We start from the raw sequence: 23,866 nt of genomic DNA, 5'->3' as shown, positions 1-23,866 counted from the left end.
GGAGGACTAGATCAGGCGGCGAGCCGCTTCAACCACGATTTTCACCGCGTGACTTTCGGTCTGCTTCATGGTTTCGGCGTTCGGGATCTCCTGCTGGGTACGGTTGACGATAACACCCGCCACCATACCGGCACGCAGACCCTGGCTTGCGCACATGGTCAGCAGCGTTGCGGATTCCATCTCGTAGTTCATCACGCCCATGGATTGCCACTCTTCCATTGAGCCTTTGAAGCGGCTCACTACGCGGCCTGAGAAGGTGTCGTAACGCTCCTGGCCCGGATAGAAGGTATCAGAAGAGGCAGTTACGCCCACATGAGTGGTTGCGCCCACGGATTTCGCCGCTTCAACCAGCGCGGTGGTGCACTCGAAGTCAGCCACTGCCGGGAATTCCATCGGTGCAAAGTGCAGGCTTGCGCCGTCCAGACGCACGGATGCGGTCGTCACCAGCACGTCGCCGACGTTAATGTGCGGCTGAATCGCGCCGGTGGTGCCGATACGCAGGAAAGTACGAATGCCCAGCTGCGCCAGCTCTTCCACGGCAATAGAGGTAGACGGGCCACCGATACCGGTAGAGCACACAATCACCGCTTTGCCATCCAGCTCTGCGCGCCAGGTGGTGAATTCACGATGGGCAGCCAGCTTGACCGGCTTATCCATCAGCGCGGCGATCTTTTCCACACGCTCTGGGTCGCCAGGGACGATAGCGAGCGTAGCCCCTTGTAAATCGTTTTTAGTGAGGCCGAGATGAAAAACATCAGACTTAGACATAGGTGACTCCTCTGTGGGTCGGTTAGTCAGAAGAAGTAAAACGGTACTTTACAGAAGCGGTAAGCATAATTTCGTGACGCATCTCACCATGAATGAAAATGATTGCATTGAATTTCCATCAAAAAGTGATTCACATCACATTAACAAGTTATATCGTCGGGTGCTGCACAAAAGATAGACCGTTTAAGGCACTGTGAGTTGTTAACCTGGTGTCTATATTTACCTTTGCGCTAACTCATTGGTACGGAGAATGCCATGACTGAAAAAACCGGATTTGCACCTGCTGCGGCTCCGCATGCTTCAACCATCGTCTCAACCTCAGAAGAGGCCATTACGGCAGGCGAGACCTCCATCCCCTCTCAGGGGGAAAATATGCCTGCATATCACGCGCGGCCAAAGTCAGCAGACGGCCCGCTGCCCATCGTGATTGTGGTTCAGGAGATTTTCGGCGTTCACGAACATATTCGCGACCTCTGCCGCCGCCTGGCGCTGGAGGGTTATCTGGCCGTTGCGCCAGAGCTCTACTTCCGTCAGGGCGATCCGAATGACTACAGTGATATCCCGACGCTCTTCAGCAACCTGGTCAGCAAAGTGCCGGACGCGCAGGTGCTGGCAGACCTAGACCACGTCGCCAGCTGGGCGGCGCGCAACGGCGGCGACCCGCACCGCTTAATGGTCACCGGTTTCTGCTGGGGTGGACGCATTAGCTGGCTGTATGCCGCGCATAACCCGCAGCTGAAAGCCGCCGTTGCCTGGTACGGCAAACTGGTGGGCGAAAAGACGCTGAACTCACCGAAGCATCCGGTTGATATCGCTACCGATCTCAATGCCCCGGTGTTAGGGCTGTATGGCGGCCAGGATACCGGCATTCCGCTTGATACCGTCGAGACGATGCGCCACGCGCTGCGGGCGGCGAACGCGAAGGCCGAAATCGTGGTGTATCCCGATGCCGGACACGCGTTTAATGCCGATTATCGTCCGAGCTATCACGCGGAGTCCGCTAAAGATGGCTGGCAGAGAATGCTGGCATGGTTTAGCCAGTACGGCGGGAAGAAAGCATAAAAAAAGCCCGGTGGCGGCTGCGCCTTACCGGGCCTGCGCGTCATCAAGCCTGACGTAAGTTCTGCGCCGCCTTCACCATGTTGGCGAGCGCCGCACGCGTCTCCGGCCAGCCGCGGGTTTTCAGGCCGCAGTCCGGGTTTACCCACAGGCGTTCTGCCGGGATACGCTGGGCAGCTTTCCTCAGCAGCGCTTCAATCCACTCTACGCTCGGCACGTTCGGGGAGTGAATGTCATATACGCCCGGCCCAATTTCGTTCGGGTAGTCGAACTCTTCAAACGACTCCAGCAGCTCCATGTCTGAACGCGAGGTCTCGATGGTGATCACGTCTGCATCCAGCGCGGCAATCGAATCCATGATGTCGTTAAATTCGCAGTAACACATATGGGTGTGGATCTGGGTGTCGTCCTTCGCCACTGCGGCGTTGATGCGGAACGCTTCCACGCCCCACTGCAGGTAAGCATCCCAGTCGCTGCGGCGCAGCGGCAAACCTTCGCGCAGCGCCGGTTCGTCAATCTGGATGATGCCAACCCCCGCCGCCTCCAGATCCGCCACTTCATCACGCAGCGCCAGGGCGATCTGTTTGGCGATGGTTTCACGGGTCACGTCTTCGCGCGGGAACGACCAGCAGAGAATGGTCACCGGGCCGGTCAGCATGCCTTTTACCGGCTTGTCGGTCAGGGACTGGGCGTACTTCGCCCACTCCACCGTGATCGGTTCCGGGCGGCTGACGTCGCCAATGACCACCGGCGGCTTCACGCAGCGGGAGCCGTAGCTCTGCACCCAGCCGTTCTGGATAAAGACGAAGCCGTCCAGGTGCTCACCGAAATATTCCACCATGTCGTTACGCTCGGCTTCACCGTGCACCAGCACGTCCAGCCCGAGGCGTTCCTGCTCGATAATCGCCTGCTTGATGTGTTCCGCAATGCCGGTGCGGTAATGATTCGCGTCCAGATTGCCCTTTTTGAAGTCCAGACGCAGGCCGCGGATCTCGGTAGTTTGCGGGAATGAACCGATGGTCGTGGTCGGCCACGCGGGAAGATTGAAGCGGGCGCGCTGGGCTTCGGCACGTACCTCATACGGGCTCTGACGCTGGCTGTCCCGGGCGGTGATGGCCGCCAGACGTTTTTCTACCGCCGGGTTGTGCACGCGAGCCGAGTGACGACGCGCCTGAATCGGTGCGCTCCAGTCGGTAATCGCCGCCGTGTCGCCGCTGTTGAGCGCGTCGCGCAGCAGTGCCAGCTCTTCACATTTTTGCAGGGCGAAGGCAAACCAGCTTTTCACCTCCGCGTCCAGGCGGGTCTCCACGCTCAGATCGATCGGGCTGTGCAGCAGCGAGCAGGATGATGCCACCCATAGCTCGCGTTTGCCGACGATGTCTTTAATTTGGGTGTATTTCTCGGTCAGATCGGCGCGCCAGACGTTACGGCCGTTGACCAGACCGGCGGAGAGCAACCACTCCTCAGGCAGGCGCTTGTGCAGCTCTGAGACATCGTCCTTACCGTGAACCAGGTCAACGTGCAGGCCCTGAACCGGCAGCGCGGTGATAGTGTCGAGGTTCGGCGTCACGCCCTCGAAATAGGTGGTCAGCAGCAGCTTCACCTGGCCGGTGAGCGCGTCATACGCCGCTTTGAAGGCATCGAGCCACTCCTGCGGTAGCTCCAGCACCAGCGCGGGTTCGTCGATTTGCACCCACTGAATGCCGCGCTTGCCCAGCTCAATCAGCACCTGCTTATAGACCGGCAGAATATCGTTCAGCAGGCTGAGGCGGTCAAATTGTTCGCCCTTCACTTTACCCAGCCACAGGTATGTTACCGGCCCCAGCAATACGGGCTTCACCTGGTGGCCCAGCGCCAGCGCTTCATCCACTTCGTCCAGAAGCTGCGTCCAGGTCAGCGTAAACTGCTGACCTTTGACGAATTCCGGCACCATATAGTGATAGTTGGTGTTAAACCACTTGGTCATTTCCGCCGCTGCCGCTGGCTCACCCGTTGGCGCGCGGCCACGGCCGATGCGGAACAGGGTGTCGATATCCACCGATCCATCTTTGTTCTGATGACGAGCCGGCACGTTGCCCAGCAGCAGGCTGGTCGTCAGAACATGGTCGTACCAGGCGAAATCGCCCACAGGCAGCAGGTCAATACCCGCCTGTTTTTGCTGATCCCAGTGACGGGCGCGCAGCTCCCGCCCCACCGCCAGGAGTTCTTCACGGGTGGCGTTGCCCGCCCAGTAGCTTTCTTGCGCTTTTTTCAGCTCGCGACGCAGGCCAACGCGAGGAAAACCGAGAGTGTGAGTGCGGATTGTCATGGTATGCCCCTTGTGAAATTTGTTATTTAGACGTCCAGATGTTTACACATCTATAATTGGCAGGTACTGTATATTCCTCAAGCGCAAAATGTTCATGGCGGAGTGAAGGACTTTCATGATCGAGATTAAACACCTGAAAACGCTACAAGCGTTGCGGAACTGCGGTTCGCTCGCGGCGGCGGCGGCCACGCTGCACCAGACCCAGTCCGCCCTTTCTCACCAGTTCAGCGATCTGGAACAACGCCTCGGATTTCGTCTTTTTGTGCGTAAGAGCCAGCCTTTGCGCTTTACGCCGCAGGGTGAAATTCTTCTTCAACTGGCGAATCAGGTACTGCCGCAGATCGCCAGCGCGCTGCAGGCGTGTAACGAGCCGCAGCAGACCAAACTGCGGATCGCCATTGAGTGCCACAGCTGTATTCAGTGGCTGACCCCCGCGCTTGAGAACTTTCGCCAGAAGTGGCCGCAGGTGGAGATGGACTTTAAATCCGGCGTGACGTTCGACCCGCAGCCCTCGCTCCAGCAGGGCGAGCTGGATCTGGTGATGACGTCCGACATCCTGCCGCGGAGCGGCCTGCACTATTCGCCGATGTTTGATTTTGAGGTGCGTCTGGTGCTGGCGCCGGACCATCCGCTGGCGGCCAAAACGCGCATTACGCCGGAAGATCTGGCGACAGAAACGCTGCTGATTTACCCGGTTCAGCGCAGCCGCCTGGATATCTGGCGTCATTTCCTGCAGCCGGCAGGCATCAGCCCGCAGCTGAAAAGCGTGGATAACACCCTGCTGCTGATCCAAATGGTGGCGGCCAGCATGGGTATCGCGGCGCTGCCGCACTGGGTGGTGGAGAGCTTTGAACGCCAGGGTCTGGTGGTCACCAAAACCCTGGGGGAAGGACTGTGGAGCCGGCTGTACGCCGCCGTGCGCGATGGCGAGCAGCGTCAGCCGGTTACGGAGGCGTTTATTCGCTCAGCGCGGAACCACGCGTGCGACCATCTTCCGTTTGTGCGGAGCGCGGAGCGACCCAGCGGCGATGGACCCACAGTGAAGCCAGGATCACCGCCCCCCCAATAAGGAAGCTCGGCCAGTGCGGCTGTTCCTGCCAGATGGCGAGGTTCACCAGCAGCCCCGCCGGGACGTGCACGTTGTTCATGATCCCCAGCGTACCGGCGTCTACCTGCGTAGCGCCGTAGTTCCACATAAAGTACCCCAGCCCCGACGCCACCACGCCCAGCCAGACCAGAACGCTCCACTGCACGGTGGTGGTCGGCAGCTTTTGCGGGTTGCCGAGCATAAACCACGCCGCCACCGCGACGATCGCCGCGCCCATATAGAACCACGCAAACGCGTTGTGCTGCGGCATCGGGCGGGTTTCCATCAGGCGCTTATAGCCCACCATACCAATGGCAAAGCTGATGTTGGCAAGCTGGACGAACATCAGCCCTGTCCAGAAGTGATCGCTCACTTTGTCGTAGCGAATGATCGCCGCGCCAATAACCGCCAGCGCGGCGCTTAGCAGATATCCCCAGCGCAGGCGGCGCCTGCTGAGCAGATCGTAAATCAGCGTGATATAGAGCGGCGTCAGCACGGTAAAAAGCAGGAATTCGGAGACGGACAGGTAGACGTAAGCCCGGAAGCTGAACAGATACATGATGCCAAGCTGCATCGCCCCCACCAGCATGTACAGCAGAATGGTTTTCAGCGATTGCCCGCGCGTGCGCAGGAACGGCAGGAACACCAGCGCCGCCAGCCCCACGCGCATCAGCACCGAGAAGTAACTGTCGACCGAACCGGCAAGGTATTCGCCAATCAGGCTAAAGGAGAAGGCCCACAGGATAGTGGTGATAATGAGTAGCGCCACAATGCTTGTCTCTCAGAAAGAAGGACAGGCATTGTAGCGAACTCTTTAGTTGACAACTGAACAATAAACAACCGAATGAAGATTATTCAAGGAACAGTTTGCGCAGGTATTTCGGTACCGCGTTGTCTGCGTTGGTGCCGATGACTTCCAGCTCCGGATGCAGATCCTTCAGGCGCTGGTGCGCGTTTTCCATGATGCAGCCTTTGCCCGCCATAGAGAGCATCTCGGCGTCGTTCATGCCGTCGCCAAAGGCGATACAGTCTTTAAGCGCGAAGCCCAGACGTTTCGCAACCGCTTCGAGCGCGTGACCTTTAGAAACGCCGCCCGCCATCACTTCCAGACAGGTCAGGGTGGAGAAGCTCACGTTGACGCGATCGCCCCAGCGGGCGTTGATCGCCTGCTCAAGCGGCAGCAGCTCTTCGTGGCTGTCGCAGGTAAAGAACACCTTGCTGATCCCCTCTGGATCCAGCAGGCCCGGCTCATACAGGGAGTAGTTGAATACCGCTTCCTTGAAGAAACGCATTTCATCCGGGCGGTGGCGGTTCATGAACCATTCGTCGTCACGGTATACGTTGGTGACGATAGCCGGATTGTTATGCACCACGCCGAAGAGATCGGCGGCAATATCGCGATCCAGGTTATGGGTGAAGATCAGGTTGCCGTCGGTATCATGCACGCGCGCACCGTTGGAGGTGATCATGTACGACTTGATCTCCAGATTATCGCGGATCTGCCCCACGTCCACGTGGTGGCGGCCGGTAGCGAACACAAAGTTCACGCCACGGGCGGTCAGAAGCTTTAAGGTCTCTTTCGCATAAGGCGACAGGGTGTGGTCGGGGGAAAGCAGCGTGCCATCTAAATCAGATGCAACAACCTGGTACATAGGAAAATTTAACCTCAATAGAAAATCAGTTATGCCGGTCGAAAAACTCGACGATGGCGTTAAGCGCGACTGAGCGCATAGCGTCCTTTTCAAAAAGGATCTCATGGTACGCGCCGTTGATGACCAGCGGTTTACCCCCTTCACAAGGGTGACCGGCGGCAGCGCGCAATTCACAATAGCGGTCATGCATGCGGTTATCCACCACACGCTCTTCTTCCGCCTGAATCAGAAGCGTCGGCGTGTCATCATCGCCTACGCCTGCCAGCACCTGCTCACCGGCCAGAATACCCTCACGCACCCAGTGCCAGGTCGGGCCGCCGACGCGCAAGCGCGGTTCATCGGCATAAAAGCGCAGGTTGCGGCGATAGCGCTGCCGACTGTGGGTTAAGACGTTGATGGCGAACGGCAATGCGCGCCAGCGTCCGGTTCCGATGGCATAGCCTTCACGAATGCGCTGATGGCCCTCAGCCCAGTCGAGAAGATGACGCACCATCCAGTCGGGAAAACGAATGACAATACCGTACATCGGCGCGGTGAGCGCAATGGCGTCGCACTGGTGCTCATACCGCTGCAAAAACAGCGTCGAAATGGCGCCGCCCATGGAGTGCGCAAGGATGTACCGCTTGCGCCAGGGGCCGGGCTGAACTTCCTGCTGCCAGAACGCGGCAAAATCGTCGACATAATCGCTGAAGTGATCCACATGCCCGCGGTGCGTATCCGGCAGCATGCGCCCTGACAGCCCCTGTCCACGGTGGTCGATGATCAGCACGTCAAACCCCATGTTGACCAGGTCGTAGGCCAGTTCGGCATATTTAACGTAGCTTTCGATACGCCCGGGGCAGACCACGATCACCCGGTCATTTTTTTCATTGCGGAAGCGAACGAAGCGCACCGGGATGCCACCGACGCCCGTAAACTCGTCTTCCTCACGCTGCCGCCAGAAATCGGTCAGCGGCCCCATTGAGAAAGCAGCAAACGCGTTTTCTCGTGTTTCCCAGTCCTTTTTCTGCTGAAACATTGGGTTTCCACTCACGTAATCCAGGGAATATCGTTTTTTTTCGTCACTGGTCACAAAATGACTCAACAATAGCGTATTGTGGCATAAAAATAGACGGTTCGGGAGCTTCAAATGACCTTCGAGTGGTGGTTCGCCTACCTGCTGACATCAATCATCCTTAGCCTTTCACCCGGCTCTGGCGCCATTAACACTATGACCACCTCCATCAACCACGGCTATCGCGGTGCGGCGGCGTCCATTGCCGGTTTACAGACCGGGCTCGGCATTCATATTGTGCTGGTGGGGATTGGTCTGGGGACGCTGTTCTCTCGTTCGGTGCTGGCGTTTGAAGTGCTGAAGTGGGCCGGTGCGGCGTATCTGATTTGGCTCGGTATCCAGCAGTGGCGCGCGGCAGGCTCGATTGACCTGAATACGCTCTCCAGGACGCAAACGCGCGGCCATCTGTTTAAGCGCGCGGTGTTCGTGAACCTGACGAACCCGAAAAGCATCGTGTTCCTCGCCGCCCTGTTCCCACAGTTTATCGTGCCACATCAGCCCCAGGTGATGCAGTATGTGGTGCTGGGCGCGACAACCATCATCGTCGATATCATCGTCATGATTGGTTACGCGACGCTGGCGCAGCGGATAGCGGCGTGGATCAAAGGGCCTAAGCAGATGAAGGCCCTGAATAAAGTCTTTGGTTCGCTGTTTATGCTGGTTGGCGCGCTGCTTGCGTCAGCGCGTCATGCTTAGCGAGAAATGATGAGATGAATGCCGAAGCCGGCGAACAGCGCGCCGGCAAAGCCGTCGATCCACTTCGCGATGCGCTGATAGCCGCGGCGCATCGCCGGTAAGGCGAACAGGCTGGCAACAATAGTGAACCAGGCGAACGTCTCAACAACGATCAGCAGGAAGATCCCCCAGCGCGCGCCTGCGCCGACGCTGTCACCCACAAACAGCGAGAACACGGATCCGAAATAGATAATCGCTTTCGGGTTTGCCAGGTTAGTCAGGAGCCCTTTTACAAAGCTGCGGCCGCCCGTTGCCAGCTCTACCTTTGGCTCTTCCGGTTTTTTCTCTTCTTTCTTCAGCGCCCCGCGCAGCATCTGGTAGCCCATCCAGCACAGGTACAGCCCGCCGCCAACCATAATGATGTTATGCAGCCACGCCATCTTCGCCAGGATCAGGTTCAGACCGAGCAGCGCGACCGCCGCCCAGACCATAACGCCCATGGTAATACCGAGCACGCCCATCATCGCCTCTTTGCGGGAGCGGCTGACGGCAGTTTGCGACACGAAGAAAAAGTCTGGTCCAGGGCTCATCAGCGCAACGATGTGCACTAACGCCACGGTGAGAAATAGCATTAACATAATTAGCTCGCGGGGAAATAATTCAGTGAGTCATCATCCTGGCACTTTTTCGCCCGTCTGACTACTCCTCATCATCACCATCGGCGTGAGAGCGGATAAGCGCCATAAACTCTTTACCAAAGCGCTCCAGCTTGCGCGTCCCCACGCCGTTGACGCTGAGCATCTCGCTGGCGCTGAGCGGCATCTGTTCCGCCATCTCAATCAGCGTCGCGTCGTTGAACACCACGTATGGCGGGATGTTCTCTTCGTCAGCGATAGCTTTACGCAGCTTGCGAAGCTTGGCAAACAGCTTGCGGTCATAGTTACCGCCGTAGGATTTCTGCATCACGCGCGGCTTGAGGGCAACCACGCGCGGCACGGCGAGCTTGAGCTCAACATCACCGCGCAGCACCGGACGCGCTGCTTCGGTCAGCTGTAGCGCGGAGTGCTGGGCAATGTTCTGTGTGGCAAAGCCGAGGTGGATCAGCTGACGAATAATGCTGACCCAGTGCTCGTGGCTCTGGTCTTTACCGATGCCGTAAACCGGCAGCTTGTCGTGGCCCATGTCGCGGATACGCTGGTTATTGGCACCGCGCAGTACTTCCACCACGTAGCCCATCCCGAAGCGTTGATTCACGCGGTAAATGGTCGAGAGCGCTTTGCGCGCGTCCATCAGGCCATCGTACTGCTTTGGCGGATCCAGGCAGATATCGCAGTTGCCGCACGGCTCCTGTCGCCCTTCACCAAAGTAGTTGAGCAGCACCAGACGGCGGCAGGTTTGCGCTTCAGCGAAGGCACCCATCGCGTTGAGCTTGTGGCGCTCGATGTCCTGGAGTTGTCCCTGCGGCTTCTCTTCCAGACAACGGCGCAGCCACGCCATATCGGCCGGATCGTAAAACAGCATCGCTTCCGCAGGCAGGCCGTCACGCCCGGCGCGGCCGGTCTCCTGATAGTAGGATTCGATATTGCGCGGAATGTCGAAATGCACCACAAAGCGCACGTTCGGCTTGTTGATGCCCATCCCGAACGCCACCGTCGCGACCACGATTTGCAGGTCGTCGCGCTGGAATTTCTCCTGCACGTCGGCGCGGATGTGGTTCTCCAGCCCGGCGTGATATGCGGCGGCGCTAAAGCCGCGATTTTGCAGACGCGCGGCGGTGTCTTCCACCTTCGCACGGCTGTTGCAGTAGATGATACCGGACTTGCCGCGCTGCTCCTGAACGTAGCGCAGGAGCTGGTCCAGCGGCTTGAATTTTTCCATCAGCATGTAGCGGATGTTCGGGCGGTCGAAGCTGCTGACCTGAATATACGGGTCGTTCAGCCCCAGCAGGCGAACGATATCCAGGCGCGTGGTGTCATCCGCCGTGGCGGTAAGCGCCATAAACGGCAGTTCAGGGAAGCGCTGACGCAGCTGGCCGAGGGCGGCATATTCCGGGCGGAAATCGTGTCCCCACTGGGAGATACAGTGCGCTTCATCCACCGCCAGCAGGACCGGGTTCCAGTGCGCGAGATGGTCGAGGAAGTTATCCAGCATCAGGCGTTCCGGCGCGATATACAGCAGGCGGATCTGCCCGGTGCGGCACCCGGCCATCACCTCTTGCTGCTGCTCCCGGGTTTGGGTCGAGTTAAGACAGGCCGCCGCCACGCCGTTGGCGAGCAGCTGGTCAACCTGGTCTTTCATCAGGGAAATGAGAGGCGATACCACGACCGTCAGGCCGTTAAGCACCAGCGCGGGCACCTGATAACAGAGGGATTTACCGCCGCCGGTCGGCATCACCACCAGGCAGTCTCGGCCTTCCAGCACCGTTTCAATGATGGTTTCCTGGCCCGGGCGGAACTGCTGGTAGCCAAAGGTTTCATGCAAAACCTGTTTAGCCAGCGACTCCTGATTCAATACTTCCGCCTGCGCCACGTTAACCCCATTTGCGAAAAATAAAACAGGCGCTATTTTCAGCGCCTGAGAGAGAAACTTCAACGTTTAACGCAAAAACATTCGAGCAGCTTAGAGAATATCGTTCAGCATTACGCCCACGCCAACGCGAGTCTGATTGAAGTTGTAATCGATCAGCGACTCGCCGTAGCCGCTATACACCTGGGTATAGAGACGCACGTGCTTCGTCACCGGGTAGCTCAGACCGAGCTCCGCACCGCCGTAGCCGGTGTTCCAGTTGTACTGGCCTTTCGCGCTCAGCACGGCATCACCAAGCTGGTAGCCGACCTTGAGCTGGTAGTAGCCCATATATTTGGTGATATCCGGGTTGTCATCGGTGCTGCCGAGCACATACCACGGCTTCACTTCCACCATCCATTTACCGTTTTGCGCCATCAGGCGCGTATAGGCGCGGTTCCAGCTACGGGAGGTTGGATCGGAACGTCCGTTAGAATCATGGTTAAAGCCCACTTCGACGTCGCGCAGCGTCCAGCCAGCAAATTCATAGTCCGTTGCGAAGCCGAGGAAAAGCTGCGGCTCATAGTTGGTTTCACGGAACGGTGAAGATTCGCCGCTGTTGGAGAGCTGCCACCAGGATTTCTGCGTATAAGACGCGCCGAGCACCGAGTTTGGCCCCAGAATACCGCGCCAGAACGGGAACGCGAGGCTAAGCTGGAACTTCACCTCATCCTTACGCGCATTATCAGACCAGTTATAGGAGCTTATCGCTTCTTTGTTGAGATCGCTGGTTTGGGTATAAATCACGTAGTTCGTGTCATACGGGTAGAGCGTGAACGGATTGTCATGCTCCTGCAGCATATTGGCGATAATGCTGCCCTTAACGGCAGGTTTATCATGGACTTCTTTAATCGTCGCTTCCTGCGCATATGCTGTGAGGGGCAGCGCAACCGCCGCCAGTAACCAGGCCAGATACGTCCGCATCGGTGGTGTTCTCCTGCAAAGAGTAAAATTACCTGAATAGTTATGAGGCGAACATTCTACAGACTTCTGCGATAACTGCTGCATCCTCGTTTCTGAAAGTGGAATTCCTTATTGCTGAAGCATAAAATCAACATTTCATTAACAATAAGGATGTAATGCCTCATGTCAGCCATGCTTACCGCCGAAGAAGTGTTAAAACTCGTGGGCGAGATTTTTGTTTACCATATGCCGTTTAACCGTGCGCTGGGTCTTGAGCTGGAGCGTTATGAGAAAGAGTTTGCCCAGCTGAGTTTCAACAACCAGCCGATGATGGTGGGTAACTGGGCGCAAAGTATTCTGCACGGCGGGGTGATTGCCTCCGCGCTGGACGTGGCGGCAGGCCTGGTCTGCGTGGGCAGTACGCTGACGCGCCATGACACCATCAACGAAGATGAACTCCGCCAGCGTCTGGCGCGCATGGGCACCATTGATTTACGCGTCGACTATCTTCGCCCGGGGCGCGGAAACCGCTTTACCTGCACCAGCAGCCTGCTGCGTGCCGGGAAAAAAGTTGCCGTTGCCCGCGTTGAGCTGCATAACGAGGAGCAGGTTTATATCGCCAGCGCAACCGCCACTTATATGGTGGGTTGAGGCGGCAAATTCGGGTAAAATTGATTCACTTTTTTGTAACGGATTTTCCCGATGGATGCTAAACAGACGCGGCAGGGCGTTTTACTCGCCCTTGCCGCTTATTTTATTTGGGGTATCGCCCCGGCGTACTTCAAATTTATCGCCTATGTTCCGGCCGACGAGATCCTCACTCACCGCGTCATCTGGTCGTTCTTCTTCATGATCGCGCTGATGAGCCTCAGCCGTCAGTGGTCCGGCGTTAAAACGCTGCTGCAAACCCCTAAAAAGGTCTTCCTGCTGGCGCTTTCTGCGGTGCTGATCGGCGGCAACTGGCTGCTGTTTATCTGGGCGGTGAATAACCACCACATGCTCGAAGCGAGCCTGGGGTACTTCATTAACCCGCTGGTGAATATCGTGCTGGGGATGATTTTCCTCGGCGAACGCTTCCGCCGGATGCAGTGGGTGGCGGTGATTCTCGCCTTCTGCGGCGTGCTGGTGCAGCTGTGGACGTTTGGCTCGCTGCCGGTTATCGCCCTCGGTCTGGCGTTCAGCTTTGCTTTTTACGGCCTGGTACGTAAGAAAATTGCGGTGGAAGCGCAAACCGGGATGCTGTTTGAAACCCTGTGGCTGCTGCCGGTGGCGGCGATCTATCTGTTCGGTATCGCCGACAGCGCCACCAGCCATATGGGCAGCAACCCGTGGTCGCTGAACCTGATGCTGATGGCGGCGGGCGTAGTGACCACCATTCCGCTGCTGTGCTTCACCGGTGCGGCAACGCGCCTGCGCCTCTCCACGCTGGGCTTCTTCCAGTACATTGGCCCGACGCTGATGTTCCTGCTGGCGGTGGTGTTTTACGGCGAAGTGCCGGGTGCGGATAAGATGGTGACCTTCGCCTTTATCTGGGTGGCGCTGGCGATTTTCGTCGCCGATGCGATTTATACCCAGCGCAGAACCCGCAGAGGAATGTAGGTGTTTTGTAGGGCGGGTAAGCGCAGCGCCACCCGCCAGATTTTACAGCCAGTTCCGACGCTTAAAGTACAGATACGGTGCCAGCCCGGCGAGGATCATAAAGATAATCGCCCCCGGGTAGCCAAAGCTCCACTTCAGCTCCGGCATAAACTCGAAGTTCATCCCGTAGCTGGACGCCACCAGCGTCGGCGGCAGGAACACCACGGACACTACCGAGAAGATCTTGATGATGCGGTTCTGCTCGATGTTGATAAAGCCCATCGCCGCCTGCATCAGGAAGTTCACCTTCTGGAACAGAGATTCGTTGTGCGGCAGCAGAGATTCGATATCGCGTAAGATCTCACGCGCCTGCTCCAGCTGACCGCCCGGCAGACGCGCCTTGCGCACCAGGAAGTTCAGCGCGCGCTGGGTATCCATCAGACACAAGCGCACCTTCCAGCCGATATCTTCCAGCTCTGCCAGCGTCGAAAGTGCTTCGTCGTACTCATCCCCCTGATGGCCTTCCATGATCACGCGGCTCAGCTTTTCCAGATCGCTGTAGATATTTTCAATTTCGTCCGCCAGCTGTTCAATTTTAGTCTCGAACAGATCGAGCAGCAGCTCGTAAGCGTTGCCGTCCACCATCGCCTGGCTGCGGGCGCGCATGCGGTAGAGACGAAACGCCGGCAGTTCGCGTTCACGCAGAGTAAACAGACGACCGTCGCGAATGGTAAACGCCACGGTGGAGTTGCCCGCGTGATCTTCCGCATCTTCAAAGAAGAAGAAGGAGTGAATATGCAGACCGTCCTCGTCTTCAAAAAAACGCGCGGAGGCTTCGATGTCTTCCAGTTCCGGGCGGGTTGCCAGGCTTTGCCCCAGCTCAGATTGTACGCGAAGGCGTTCATCGTCGTCCGGCTCGACCAGATCCACCCATACGGCATCAATGAGGGGCTGTGACTCTTCGGCTTCAAGCCGAGTCAGTCGGTTATTTTCGAGTTGAAATGCGCTCAACATGACCGGGACTCCCAATGCAAAAAATATCGGACAGTTCGGTGGGCACACAGAAACAAATTGGGTTTCAGACCATTAAACAGCCTGACTCAGCGCGACGGGAATAATGCAGTCGCTGACAACCACTAAGGCCATCAGCATGAGGAGATAGCCTTAGGAGTTGTTCCTGGATGACAGGGAATTGAGCCAGTATCTACTGGGTGTGTCCAAGGCGAATGTCCTCTTAGCGTAATCGTGCGCGCATGTTACGCCAGCAATAACTGTGGCGTCAACACGCAACGGAACGCTGAAGGGCATTAATTGACCTTCAACGTATAAGGCTAGCAGATTATTACAAAATAATGATATTTTTCTGAATGTTAGACTGTTTCCAGCTTCGCGTAGGCCGCCACCAGCCATTTGATCCCCTGCCCCTGGAACGCGACCTGCAGGCGGCTGTGCTCGCCGCTGCCTTCCAGATTCACAATGGTACCTTCGCCAAACTTCGAATGGCGCACGCGCTGGCCCAGCTTGTAGCCGGTGTCGGTTTCAGAGATCGGCGAGCCCATGCGCGGATGGCTAACCGGACGGCTGATGCTGGCGCGCAGACGCACCTCTTCCACGCACTCTTCCGGCAGTTCACCGATAAAGCGCGACGGACGGTGATAGACCTCTTTACCGTACAGGCGGCGGGTTTCTGCGTAGGTTAGCGTCAGCTTCTGCATCGCTCGCGTCACGCCCACGTAAGCCAGACGACGTTCTTCTTCCAGACGCCCGCCTTCATCCAGCGACATCTGGCTTGGGAACATGCCCTCTTCCATGCCGACGATAAACACCTGCGGGAACTCCAGACCTTTGGCGGAGTGCAGGGTCATCAGTTGAACCGCGTCCTGCCAGGTGTCCGCCTGCCCTTCACCCGCTTCCAGCGCGGCGTGAGAGAGGAATGCCTGCAGCGGCATCAGGTCTTCGTCTTCTTCGTTGTAGCTGAACTGGCGCGTTGCCGTGACCAGTTCCTCTAAGTTCTCTATACGGGTCTGCCCCTTTTCGCCTTTTTCCTGCTCGTACATGGTACGCAGCCCGGAGTCTTTAATCACCCGGTCGGTCTGCACGTGCAGCGGCATGTCGGCGGTTTCCTGCGCCAGGGCATCAATTAATTCCAGGAAGCGCTGGAGCGCGCTGGCGGCGCGTCCGGCGAGGGCTTTTTCCTGCAGCAGCTCGCGGCACGCCTGCCACAGCGTCAGCTGGCGATCGCGCGAGGCCTGACGCACCACGTCCAGCGTACGGTCGCCAATCCCGCGGGTCGGCGTGTTCACCACGCGCTCAAACGCCGCGTCGTCGTTGCGGTTGGCGATCAGGCGCAGATACGAGAGTGCATCTTTGATCTCCTGACGTTCGAAGAATCGCATGCCGCCGTAAATGCGGTACGGCATGCTCACCTGCAGCAGCGCCTCTTCCAGCACGCGCGACTGGGCGTTGCTGCGGTAGAGAATGGCGCACTGCTCCAGCGCGCCGCCGTTGTCCTGCCAGGTTTTGATGCGGTTCACCACGAAGCGGGCTTCGTCGAGCTCGTTGAAGGCGCAGTAAATCGAGATCGGTTCGCCGTCGACGCCGTCGGTCCACAGCTTTTTGCCCAGACGCCCGTTGTTGTTCTCAATCAGGGCGTTGGCCGCGCTCAGGATGTTGCTGGTTGAGCGGTAGTTCTGCTCCAGACGGATGGTTTCCGCGCCGGGGAAATCGTTGAGGAAGCGCTGGATGTTCTCAACCTGCGCGCCGCGCCAGCCGTAGATCGACTGGTCGTCATCGCCCACGATCATCACCTTGCCGGTATCTCCGGCCAGCAGGCGGATCCACGCGTACTGGATGTTGTTGGTATCCTGGAATTCGTCCACCAGGATGTTGGTAAAGCGTTCGCGGTAGTGTTGCAGGATATGCGGTTTGTTCAGCCACAACTCGTGGGCGCGCAGCAGCAGCTCGGCGAAATCCACCAGGCCGGCGCGGTCGCACGCTTCCTGATAGGCCTTATAGACGTTCTGCCAGGTCTGCTCGACCGGATTACCGAAGCTCTGAATGTGGTGCGGGCGCAGACCTTCGTCTTTCTGTCCGTTGATGTACCACATCGCCTGACGCGGCGGCCACTGCTTCTCGTCGAGGTTCATCGCCTTGATCAGGCGCTTCAGCAGGCGGAGCTGATCTTCGCTGTCGAGGATCTGGAAATCCTGCGGCAGGTTAGCGTCCATATGGTGCGCGCGCAGCAGACGGTGCGCCAGGCCGTGGAAGGTGCCAACCCACATGCCGCCCTGGCTGGTGCCCATCAGTTGGGCGATACGGTGACGCATCTCCGCCGCCGCCTTGTTGGTAAACGTCACGGCCATAATCGAGTACGGTGAGCAGTTTTCCACGCTCTGCAGCCAGGCGATACGGTGAACCAGCACGCGTGTCTTACCACTCCCCGCCCCAGCCAGAACCAGCAGGTTGGTGCGCGAGGCGGCAACCGCGTCACGCTGTTTGTCATTAAGGCTGTCGAGCAGGTAAGAAACGTCCATTGGCACCGTCACGTCATGTCGGGCAGGCAAATGTTTCCACTCGCCAAAACCCTGTTAATTTATACAGAACAATTGATGATTATATCAGCGTCGTGAGGGATGCCAACCGCGAAATTTCCACGTGCGGCAGAAGACGGCTGTCTGTTGCGGTCATCAGCTCCGCATTTTCTGGCTTGATCCAGCAGGCCTGCATGCCACAGCGGATGGCACCCGCCACGTCGGTGGTCAGGTCATCGCCCACGTGCAGGATCTCACCCAGCGGCAGGTTAAGCTTCTCCGCTGCCAGATGGTACATGTCGCTGAACGGCTTCGCGCGCCCGTGCGGACCCGCGCGCAGCACGAATTCAAAATAATCGCTGAGGCCAAACAGCTCCGGCTGGGCATTGCCGTTGGTGATGGCCACCAGCGGCCACTTTTCGGCAAGCTTCGCCAGCGTGTCGTGGGTTTCCTGTGGCACGTCGATGCGGCTGCGCCATTTGGCGAAGTTTTCCATTGCCGCTTCGGCACCGACGGCGGCATCCTGTGCGCTCAGACCCGCGTTAAGCATCGCCTGCTCAACCGCACGGCGACGCCATTCGGTCACGTCGTGGTAAATGTCCGGCTCGGTCTCCCGCAGGGACTGACGCAGCTTCTGGAAGTCCTTGTTCTGCATCGCTTTCAGCGCCGGATGGTAGTTCTGCACAAACGCCAGCGACTCCTGCTCGGTACGCAGGATCACCTCGCGGTTGTCATAAAGGGTGTCATCAAGGTCAAACGTCAGGGCTGAGATCTGACCGAGTGGGCGGTAAAAACGCATTATTTCCCCCGTTTGGCGCGTGGATGCGCCGCGTCATACACCGAGGCAAGGTGTTGGAAGTCTAAGTGGGTATAAATTTGAGTGGTCGACAGATTCGCGTGGCCAAGCAGTTCCTGTACGCCGCGCAGATCGCCGCTCGATTCCAGCATGTGTGTCGCAAAGGAGTGGCGCAGCTTGTGGGGATGCACGTGGCTGTTCAGCCCCTGCTTGATGCCCCACTCCGCAAAGCGCTTCTGCACGTTACGCGCGGAGATCCGCTTGCCAAGCTTTGATAAAAACAGCGCATCCTCTTCCGCGCCAAACAGGCCGCGCAGATCCAGCCAGTGCTCAATCCAGGAGACGGCGTTGCGGCCAATCGGCAGGCGGCGCTCTTTGCTGCCCTTGCCCATCACCCACACTTCGCCGGATTCCAGATCGAGATGCTTTAAGTCGAGGTTCACCAGTTCGGAGAGACGCAGGCCCGCGCCGTACATCACCTCAAGCATCGCGCGGTCGCGCACGGCCAGCGGATCGTTTAGATCGATATCCAGCAGGCGGTTTACGTCGTCGACGTCGATATTTTTCGGCAGATGGCGCGGGGCTTTCGGCGTGGCGATCCCTTTTGCCGGGTTAGCTTTCAGGCCGCCCTGGCTGACCAGCCAGTCGAAGAAGCTGCGCAGGGCAGAGAGCCGCAGCGCAAGGCTCGCCGGGCTAAGATTTTTTTTACGGCTACGCACGACGAACCCGCGTACCGTGGCGGCATCACATTGTTGCCAGCTTTTCAGGCCGATTTCTTCGGCAATCTGCATGATGGCATCAAGCTGACGCTGATAGTTGAGCAGCGTGATGGGGCTGAGCTGACGTTCAACGCCCAGATAGCGCAGAAACCGGGTGACGTCAGTGGCGAGCAGTCCGTCCGTCATACGCGTTCAATCCAGCGCTCCAGCAGCTCGGGCAGCATCAGGGCGATCTCCTGCAGCAGGTGCGTGGCTTGCCCCTGCTCATAGTGGTGCGCGTCGCGGCTGGTAAATAATATTACCCCCAGGTCGCCATCGCGCCCCATCAGCGACATCGCCACCGAGCCAATCGCTTTGGCTTCCGGCAGCACTACCAGCAGCTCAGGTCCATTCAGCGGCCCCAGATAGTGATGCTCATGGCCCAGGCGCTGAATGCGCAGCGGCTCAAACGCCTGACGGCTGAGCGCCAGATGGGTGAACCCCGACGGTGCGCCAATGCGCCAGCGGTCAGGGAAGAGACGAATCGTTGCGCCCGCCAGCCCCAGCTCGCGCGCCCAGCGGTGGAAGCGGCTGAGAAACTCTTCAAGGCTGTGCGCCGAAGCCAGACGCGCCTGCAGGTGCAGAAGGCGATAGAACAGGCTTTCGTTGGTGCTAGCCTGCTCCATCAGCAGCGTCATGTTCTCTTCAAGCTGGTTGATGTGGTTACGCGAGCGCGCCATGTGCCATTCGACCAGCGACACGGTCCCGCGAACCGGATGCGGCACGCGCATTCGTTCGACGACGCGTGCATTGCGAATAAAAAACTCAGGATTGTTCAGCAGATAATCAACAACAGCGCTGTCGTCCAGTTCCGTCACTGTTTCCTGCAGTTCTTCCCCTGGTTGTTTCATAGATGGATAAACCCGTCATAAACATGTGTCGCCGGGCCAGTCATGTACAGTGGATGACCCGCTCCTTTCCAGGCGATATCAAGACGACCGCCCGGTAATTCCACGCGGACCTCTTCTGCCAGTAACCCCTGGGAGATACCGACGGCCACCGCCGCACAGGCGCCGCTTCCGCAGGCCTGGGTTTCGCCCGCGCCGCGCTCGTAAACCCGCAGACGGATGTGTTCACGCTTCACCACCTGCATAAAGCCGATGTTCGCCCGCTCCGGGAACCGCTCGTGGCTCTCCAGCACCGGACCGAGCGTTTCGACCGCCGCAGTTTCCACGTCATCCACCTGAATCACGCAGTGCGGGTTACCCATCGAGACAACGCCGCACAATACTGTCTGCTCGGCCGCCCGCATAATATAGGTCTTTTCCGCTTTGTTTGCGCGAAACGGCACGGCGGAAGGCTCGAAGTTAGGCTCGCCCATATTGACGCGCACCAGTTCATCGTCGGTAACGCTGAGCACCATACGACCGTTGGCGGTACTGACGCGGATATCGCGCTTATTGGTGAGCCCTTTCAGGCGGACAAAGCGGGCGAAACAGCGCGCGCCATTGCCGCACTGGTTAACCTCACTGCCGTCAGCGTTGAAAATACGGTAGTGGAAATCGAGGTCAGGATCGTAGGGCGGCTCAACCACCAGCAGCTGATCGAACCCCACGCCCACGTGCCGATCCGCCAGGCGGCGGATCAGTTCCGGGGAGAAAAACACATTCTGCGTTACCGCGTCGACGACCATAAAATCGTTGCCAAGGCCATGCATTTTAGAGAACTGCATCATTTGCTCCATTGCGCGGGTACAGAACGTTGTCGTCAGAGGTTAACCTGAGTCGGACCGCCGTTATCGCCACGATCGTTAGTCTTTGGCGTGGAAGACTCGATGCCGCTGTTAACCGGTTTTGTCGGCGGCGGCGCGGTTTTATCCGCAGGCGGGAAGTAGAGTGGTCCCTTCAGTCCGCAGCCGGTCAGGCTAAACAGCGTGATGAGAACGGCAAGCGTTCGGAAAGCGTTTTTCATTATAAAGTTGCCCGTAAGTTCAAATCTGTTTCTATCATCGCAGGAGAAGACACAAAAGCAAGAGTTTGCCGCTTTCCTGCAACGGGAATTATTTAGCGTTATACTGCCGCCATCACGAAAAACAGGAACAAAACCATGAACGACAGTGAATTCCATCGCCTTGCCGACACCCTGTGGATGACCATCGAAGAACGTATCGACGACTGGGACGGCGACAGCGATATCGATTGTGAAATCAACGGTGGCATTCTGACCCTGAGCTTCGAAAACGGCAGCAAAATTATTATTAACCGTCAGGAGCCGCTTCACCAGGTGTGGCTGGCGGCCAAACAGGGCGGCTATCACTTTGATTTGAAGGGTGACGAGTGGGTTTGCGATCGCAGCGGCGAAACGTTCTGGGATCTGCTGGAACAGGCGGCGACCGCGCAGGCGGGCGAGGAAGTGCGTTTCAGGTAGTTTTGTTGCCCGGTAGCGGCTACGCCTTACCGGGCCTACAACGGCTCGAACCGTAGGCCGGGTAAGCGTAAGCGCCACCCGGCGAAAAGCCTCAGGAGAAATACTGCTGCAATAGCGGTGCAGTATCCTGATTCGCAGGCGCCGCAGGGGTAATCGCCTGCGTGCGGAACGGGATCACCTGCGCTCGGCCATCCACGTTCACAATCTGGTAGAACTGCGGCAGGTTGAAGTTGATAAAGCTGGAACCGTAGGTGAAACGGTCATGCGAGGAAGAGTAGAAGCGGCTGACGTCGCGCACCAGCTCCTCTTTGCTGCCTTCACAGTGGTGATACACCTCGGCGCGGTTGGTCTCATCCAGAATGTAGATGTTGAACCCGGCATCGTCGCCCGACTCTTCAAAGAAGAACTGAATAATCCCTTCACTGGCAAAGCCATCCACCACCTGCGGCAGCTTGACGTGGTTGGTTTCCACTTGAACCGACAGGCCGTGCAGCTTGTTGTGTGAAATCGCGCCGTAGAACTCGATAGCGTTTTCCAGCTTCTGCACCGACACGTTCAGACGCTCGAAGAACAGGCCCCACGTCTGCCCGGAGACGCGCAGCGCTTTAAAGCGCCCGGTTTCCTGACGGGTGCTGGAGAGGCGCAGTTCGATGCATTCAGAGACCAGCTGCTGCACGCGGGTACGAATCAACCCACGCAGATGCTGGCTGTAGCAGAACACTTCGACGCTGTCCGGCGGCGCGGCGTCCTGGTGCATCTTGCCGAGAATGGTTTTCAGCGCTTCAATCATCGCCTGCTCGCCGTTGAAGTGCAGGGTGCGCACTTCGTTCCACGAGTTGCGGTAAAGCAGGTCCACGCTGCCCACCAGGCAGTTTTGCTGCTCGCCAAAGCTGAAGACGTCCAGCTTGCGGAAGTCAAAATGGACTACCTGATTGCGGAAGGCCGCCGTCGGGTCGTACTCCAGGTTAACGATGATTGCCAGGTGACGGATCTCGCACGGGCTGTAGAGCGCTTTTGGCGTCGGCGCAGGCAGACGCAGCGGGAAGTGGTGCGAGACATCCGCCACCATCTCCTGCAGCTTGGCTAAATCGACAACCTCATTGCCCTTGATAAACAGGCGCGTGCGCGAGGTCAGCAGGCCGTTAAACCAGGCCCACGCCACCAGCTTGTTCAGATAGCGGTTATATTCCAGCGGCTGATGGCTGATGATGGAATCCATGCTTGGCGCACGGTTGTACAGATACCACCCGGTGCGGTTTGCGCGGCCCGGCGGCACATAGATAAAGGTCAGGTTTGGTTCAGACAGGTCAGGCGAAATCTGCGGGTTAACCAGGGTCACTTTGCCCGGCAGCGCTTCAAACGCGGCGTACAGCTTACGGGTTAACACCCCGATATCCTGCGGGCTGGCGGAAACGCTAAGGTTATTGCGGCGCGCAAAGCGGATCAGGTTACGGTAGCTTTGCATCATCGCGTCGAGCAGTTCGTTGTGCGCTTCACGCACCTGATCGATCTTCCAGTTGGCGCGGTTATCAAGCATGGACAGGCGCGCTTCGTCCCATCCCCACTCTTTCACTAGCTGACTGACCACTTCACGACGCCAGCCCACGCAGGCGCGCTCGCGGCTCAGCTTTTCACAGACCTTGAGATAGAAACATCGACGCACCAGGTCAAGACGCGTGGTGTCATCAATGGCTTTCAGGTATTCGGTAACGCGCTCCAGCATCATGCAGTAGGCGTCGAGCCCGTAGGAGACAATTTCGCCATCGTGCAGGCGCTGCTTGATATCTTTCGCCAGCAGGCGCGGCGTAGGGTATTCCCACGAGTAGGCTTCCAGCAGCAGGGTTTTCAGCACCGCTTTGTACGGTGAATCAATACTCTTATAGAGCTGCCAGAGGCTTGCGCCAAAGTACTCTTCGGCGGACAGGGAGCTGAGGCCGCCCAGGTCCAGCCATTCGTTTGGCGTCAGTACGCCCTGCGCGTAAAGCGACATGACGTAGTCGTCGTAATGCTCTTCTTCTTCGCACGGGACCATATTCCACAGAATACGCTTCCCGGCCAGGCGAACGGCAGTACGGTAAAACTCATCCAGCAACAGGATGTGCTGAGTCGAGCCGCAGTCCTCACCACCCAGACTGCCGCTTTCGTTATGGCGGAAACGGTTTTCATCAATCAGGAAGAAGCTCACTTCCACGCCAAGCGAGGCCGCCCAGCTTTCCAGCAGGCTGCATTTACGCTGCAGCAGCTGGCGCTCTTCGTTATCGAGCCAGGATTGATGGCAGACCCAGATATCCAGGTCCGAAGAACAGCTCTGCCCTACCGATGAGGTGCTCCCCATGGAGTAAACGCCGGTAATCGGCAGTTCACCTTTCGGAGAAACCTGAGGCGGCATGCCGCGGTAGAGTTCCAGCTCGTTCAGATAATGCTGTTGGGTTTCATCAGGCGTGAAGAGGCAAATGCCCTGGGGAACGTTACCATCAAGGTAGCCAGGCATCAGCGGGTGGTGATAGTGCAATAATGTCGGCAGCAGACTGTATACCTGCTGGAAAGCAGGGCCCATGGCAGCAAGCGCGCGATCCACACGCAGTTGATTTATGGCATCCAGTCTCTGTTTCAGAGTCTCAATATAGAGGTACAAGACGTATCGCCTGATGTTTCCGGGTGTCGTAAGCTATTCAAAACACGAATAACAGCGAGCCCGCAGTATTTCAAAAAGATAACCGTTACCCTTATTTCGCCCTTGTCATTATGGTGGTACCGACGAAAAAA

23 protein-coding genes are annotated in these 23,866 nt (G+C 57.9%); 6 read left to right on the top strand and 17 right to left on the bottom strand.

What is annotated here, in order from left to right; genetic code table 11:
• Positions 1–6: 6 nt before the first annotated feature.
• Positions 7–768, bottom strand: a complete 762-nt coding sequence (udp, locus tag IM294_RS20140; RefSeq protein WP_003860792.1) for a uridine phosphorylase — start codon at positions 766–768, stop codon at positions 7–9.
• A gap of 255 nt (positions 769–1,023) precedes the next feature.
• Between udp and IM294_RS20135 the strand changes: the two genes are divergently transcribed.
• Positions 1,024–1,830, top strand: a complete 807-nt coding sequence (locus IM294_RS20135) for a dienelactone hydrolase family protein (protein ID WP_047366706.1) — start codon at positions 1,024–1,026, stop codon at positions 1,828–1,830.
• A 43-nt stretch (positions 1,831–1,873) separates the two neighbouring features.
• Here IM294_RS20135 and metE read toward each other — a convergent pair whose 3' ends face one another.
• The gene (gene metE / locus IM294_RS20130) at positions 1,874–4,135 is read right to left on the bottom strand and encodes a 5-methyltetrahydropteroyltriglutamate--homocysteine S-methyltransferase (RefSeq protein WP_126818779.1); all 2,262 of its coding nucleotides are present in this window, start codon (positions 4,133–4,135) and stop codon (positions 1,874–1,876) included.
• Positions 4,136–4,250: 115 nt separating this feature from the next.
• Here metE and metR point away from each other — a divergent pair, with 115 nt between their 5' ends.
• Positions 4,251–5,204 carry an HTH-type transcriptional regulator MetR gene (gene metR / locus IM294_RS20125; RefSeq protein WP_028014783.1) on the top strand — a complete coding sequence of 318 codons (954 nt, stop codon included), beginning with the start codon at positions 4,251–4,253 and terminating at the stop codon, positions 5,202–5,204.
• Here metR and IM294_RS20120 read toward each other — a convergent pair.
• The 3 genes from IM294_RS20120 to pldB form a co-directional block, all read right to left on the bottom strand.
• Positions 5,092–5,991 carry a carboxylate/amino acid/amine transporter gene (locus IM294_RS20120; RefSeq protein WP_032644934.1) on the bottom strand — a complete coding sequence of 300 codons (900 nt, stop codon included), beginning with the start codon at positions 5,989–5,991 and terminating at the stop codon, positions 5,092–5,094. The two genes, metR and IM294_RS20120, sit on opposite strands and share 113 nt — an antisense overlap.
• Positions 5,992–6,073: 82 nt before the next feature.
• A complete protein-coding gene (gene yigL / locus IM294_RS20115) occupies positions 6,074–6,874 on the bottom strand; it encodes a sugar/pyridoxal phosphate phosphatase YigL (protein WP_028014784.1) in 801 nt (266 codons plus the stop codon).
• Positions 6,875–6,899: 25 nt separating this feature from the next.
• Positions 6,900–7,892 (bottom strand): lysophospholipase L2, encoded by a 993-nt coding sequence (pldB, locus tag IM294_RS20110; protein ID WP_041911835.1) that lies wholly within the window; start codon positions 7,890–7,892, stop codon positions 6,900–6,902.
• A 111-nt stretch (positions 7,893–8,003) separates the two neighbouring features.
• On the opposite strand from pldB, the gene rhtB reads away from it, so the two are divergent.
• Entirely contained in the window at positions 8,004–8,624 is a 621-nt protein-coding gene (gene rhtB, locus IM294_RS20105) for a homoserine/homoserine lactone efflux protein (RefSeq protein WP_028014786.1), read from the top strand.
• Here rhtB and rhtC read toward each other — a convergent pair.
• From rhtC to pldA, 3 genes are all read right to left on the bottom strand, one after another.
• Positions 8,621–9,241, bottom strand: a complete 621-nt coding sequence (gene rhtC / locus IM294_RS20100; protein ID WP_010426287.1) for a threonine export protein RhtC — start codon at positions 9,239–9,241, stop codon at positions 8,621–8,623. The two genes, rhtB and rhtC, sit on opposite strands and share 4 nt — an antisense overlap.
• A gap of 61 nt (positions 9,242–9,302) precedes the next feature.
• On the bottom strand, positions 9,303–11,132 hold the full coding sequence (gene recQ / locus IM294_RS20095) for an ATP-dependent DNA helicase RecQ (RefSeq protein WP_032644788.1): 1,830 nt from the start codon (positions 11,130–11,132) through the stop codon (positions 9,303–9,305).
• Between the two features lie 90 nt (positions 11,133–11,222).
• On the bottom strand, positions 11,223–12,092 hold the full coding sequence (gene pldA, locus IM294_RS20090; protein ID WP_126818778.1) for a phospholipase A: 870 nt from the start codon (positions 12,090–12,092) through the stop codon (positions 11,223–11,225).
• A 162-nt stretch (positions 12,093–12,254) separates the two neighbouring features.
• Here pldA and yigI point away from each other — a divergent pair, with 162 nt between their 5' ends.
• Entirely contained in the window at positions 12,255–12,722 is a 468-nt protein-coding gene (gene yigI / locus IM294_RS20085; RefSeq protein ID WP_126818777.1) for an acyl-CoA thioesterase YigI, read from the top strand.
• Between the two features lie 51 nt (positions 12,723–12,773).
• Complete coding sequence (gene rarD, locus IM294_RS20080) at positions 12,774–13,670, top strand: EamA family transporter RarD (protein WP_041911834.1); 897 nt, start codon at positions 12,774–12,776, stop codon at positions 13,668–13,670.
• 42 nt (positions 13,671–13,712) lie between these two features.
• On the opposite strand, the gene corA is transcribed toward rarD, so the two are convergent.
• From corA to IM294_RS20045, 8 genes are all read right to left on the bottom strand, one after another.
• Positions 13,713–14,663 (bottom strand): magnesium/cobalt transporter CorA, encoded by a 951-nt coding sequence (corA, locus tag IM294_RS20075; protein WP_008501540.1) that lies wholly within the window; start codon positions 14,661–14,663, stop codon positions 13,713–13,715.
• Positions 14,664–14,813: 150 nt separating this feature from the next.
• Positions 14,814–14,870, bottom strand: a complete 57-nt coding sequence (gene ysgD / locus IM294_RS22130; RefSeq protein WP_212743980.1) for a YsgD/CorL family protein — start codon at positions 14,868–14,870, stop codon at positions 14,814–14,816.
• Positions 14,871–15,019: 149 nt separating this feature from the next.
• Complete coding sequence (gene uvrD, locus IM294_RS20070; protein ID WP_045631335.1) at positions 15,020–17,182, bottom strand: DNA helicase II; 2,163 nt, start codon at positions 17,180–17,182, stop codon at positions 15,020–15,022.
• A 79-nt stretch (positions 17,183–17,261) separates the two neighbouring features.
• On the bottom strand, positions 17,262–17,978 hold the full coding sequence (gene yigB, locus IM294_RS20065) for a 5-amino-6-(5-phospho-D-ribitylamino)uracil phosphatase YigB (RefSeq protein ID WP_028014792.1): 717 nt from the start codon (positions 17,976–17,978) through the stop codon (positions 17,262–17,264).
• Positions 17,978–18,880 carry a tyrosine recombinase XerC gene (gene xerC, locus IM294_RS20060; RefSeq protein ID WP_059357714.1) on the bottom strand — a complete coding sequence of 301 codons (903 nt, stop codon included), beginning with the start codon at positions 18,878–18,880 and terminating at the stop codon, positions 17,978–17,980. Before xerC ends, yigB begins: the two co-directional genes overlap by 1 nt.
• Positions 18,877–19,584, bottom strand: a complete 708-nt coding sequence (locus IM294_RS20055; RefSeq protein ID WP_028014794.1) for a DUF484 domain-containing protein — start codon at positions 19,582–19,584, stop codon at positions 18,877–18,879. Before IM294_RS20055 ends, xerC begins: the two co-directional genes overlap by 4 nt.
• A complete protein-coding gene (gene dapF / locus IM294_RS20050; protein ID WP_041911831.1) occupies positions 19,581–20,405 on the bottom strand; it encodes a diaminopimelate epimerase in 825 nt (274 codons plus the stop codon). The genes IM294_RS20055 and dapF overlap by 4 nt, the downstream gene beginning before the upstream one ends.
• Before the next feature lie 35 nt (positions 20,406–20,440).
• The gene (locus IM294_RS20045) at positions 20,441–20,644 is read right to left on the bottom strand and encodes a lipoprotein (protein WP_041911830.1); all 204 of its coding nucleotides are present in this window, start codon (positions 20,642–20,644) and stop codon (positions 20,441–20,443) included.
• A gap of 135 nt (positions 20,645–20,779) precedes the next feature.
• On the opposite strand from IM294_RS20045, the gene cyaY reads away from it, so the two are divergent.
• On the top strand, positions 20,780–21,100 hold the full coding sequence (gene cyaY, locus IM294_RS20040; protein ID WP_041911829.1) for an iron donor protein CyaY: 321 nt from the start codon (positions 20,780–20,782) through the stop codon (positions 21,098–21,100).
• 91 nt (positions 21,101–21,191) lie between these two features.
• Here the strand turns inward: cyaY and cyaA are convergent, their stop codons facing one another.
• The gene (gene cyaA, locus IM294_RS20035; RefSeq protein WP_028014798.1) at positions 21,192–23,735 is read right to left on the bottom strand and encodes a class I adenylate cyclase; all 2,544 of its coding nucleotides are present in this window, start codon (positions 23,733–23,735) and stop codon (positions 21,192–21,194) included.
• Between the last annotated feature and the right edge of the window lie 131 nt (positions 23,736–23,866).

This window comes from Enterobacter cloacae complex sp. P43RS (assembly GCF_014930585.1).
Classification (GTDB): domain Bacteria; phylum Pseudomonadota; class Gammaproteobacteria; order Enterobacterales; family Enterobacteriaceae; genus Enterobacter; species Enterobacter bugandensis.
The sequence above is the reverse complement of the archived record's forward strand: the minus strand, read 5'-3'. Positions and strand labels throughout refer to the sequence as shown.

Bases quoted from the DNA above. Each gene is read 5' to 3' on its own strand.
- metE (WP_126818779.1), bottom strand. From the start codon at position 4,135: ATGACAATCCGCACTCACACTCTCGGTTTTCCTCGCGTTGGCCTGCGT.
- corA (WP_008501540.1), bottom strand. From the start codon at position 14,663: ATGTTGAGCGCATTTCAACTCGAAAATAACCGACTGACTCGGCTTGAA.
- pldA (WP_126818778.1), bottom strand. From the start codon at position 12,092: ATGCGGACGTATCTGGCCTGGTTACTGGCGGCGGTTGCGCTGCCCCTC.
- udp (WP_003860792.1), bottom strand. From the start codon at position 768: ATGTCTAAGTCTGATGTTTTTCATCTCGGCCTCACTAAAAACGATTTA.
- IM294_RS20135 (WP_047366706.1), top strand. From the start codon at position 1,024: ATGACTGAAAAAACCGGATTTGCACCTGCTGCGGCTCCGCATGCTTCA.
- yigI (WP_126818777.1), top strand. From the start codon at position 12,255: ATGTCAGCCATGCTTACCGCCGAAGAAGTGTTAAAACTCGTGGGCGAG.
- xerC (WP_059357714.1), bottom strand. From the start codon at position 18,880: ATGACGGACGGACTGCTCGCCACTGACGTCACCCGGTTTCTGCGCTAT.
- rhtB (WP_028014786.1), top strand. From the start codon at position 8,004: ATGACCTTCGAGTGGTGGTTCGCCTACCTGCTGACATCAATCATCCTT.
- dapF (WP_041911831.1), bottom strand. From the start codon at position 20,405: ATGCAGTTCTCTAAAATGCATGGCCTTGGCAACGATTTTATGGTCGTC.
- rhtC (WP_010426287.1), bottom strand. From the start codon at position 9,241: ATGTTAATGCTATTTCTCACCGTGGCGTTAGTGCACATCGTTGCGCTG.
- metR (WP_028014783.1), top strand. From the start codon at position 4,251: ATGATCGAGATTAAACACCTGAAAACGCTACAAGCGTTGCGGAACTGC.
- pldB (WP_041911835.1), bottom strand. From the start codon at position 7,892: ATGTTTCAGCAGAAAAAGGACTGGGAAACACGAGAAAACGCGTTTGCT.
- IM294_RS20045 (WP_041911830.1), bottom strand. From the start codon at position 20,644: ATGAAAAACGCTTTCCGAACGCTTGCCGTTCTCATCACGCTGTTTAGC.
- cyaY (WP_041911829.1), top strand. From the start codon at position 20,780: ATGAACGACAGTGAATTCCATCGCCTTGCCGACACCCTGTGGATGACC.
- yigL (WP_028014784.1), bottom strand. From the start codon at position 6,874: ATGTACCAGGTTGTTGCATCTGATTTAGATGGCACGCTGCTTTCCCCC.
- uvrD (WP_045631335.1), bottom strand. From the start codon at position 17,182: ATGGACGTTTCTTACCTGCTCGACAGCCTTAATGACAAACAGCGTGAC.
- IM294_RS20055 (WP_028014794.1), bottom strand. From the start codon at position 19,584: ATGAAACAACCAGGGGAAGAACTGCAGGAAACAGTGACGGAACTGGAC.
- rarD (WP_041911834.1), top strand. From the start codon at position 12,774: ATGGATGCTAAACAGACGCGGCAGGGCGTTTTACTCGCCCTTGCCGCT.
- yigB (WP_028014792.1), bottom strand. From the start codon at position 17,978: ATGCGTTTTTACCGCCCACTCGGTCAGATCTCAGCCCTGACGTTTGAC.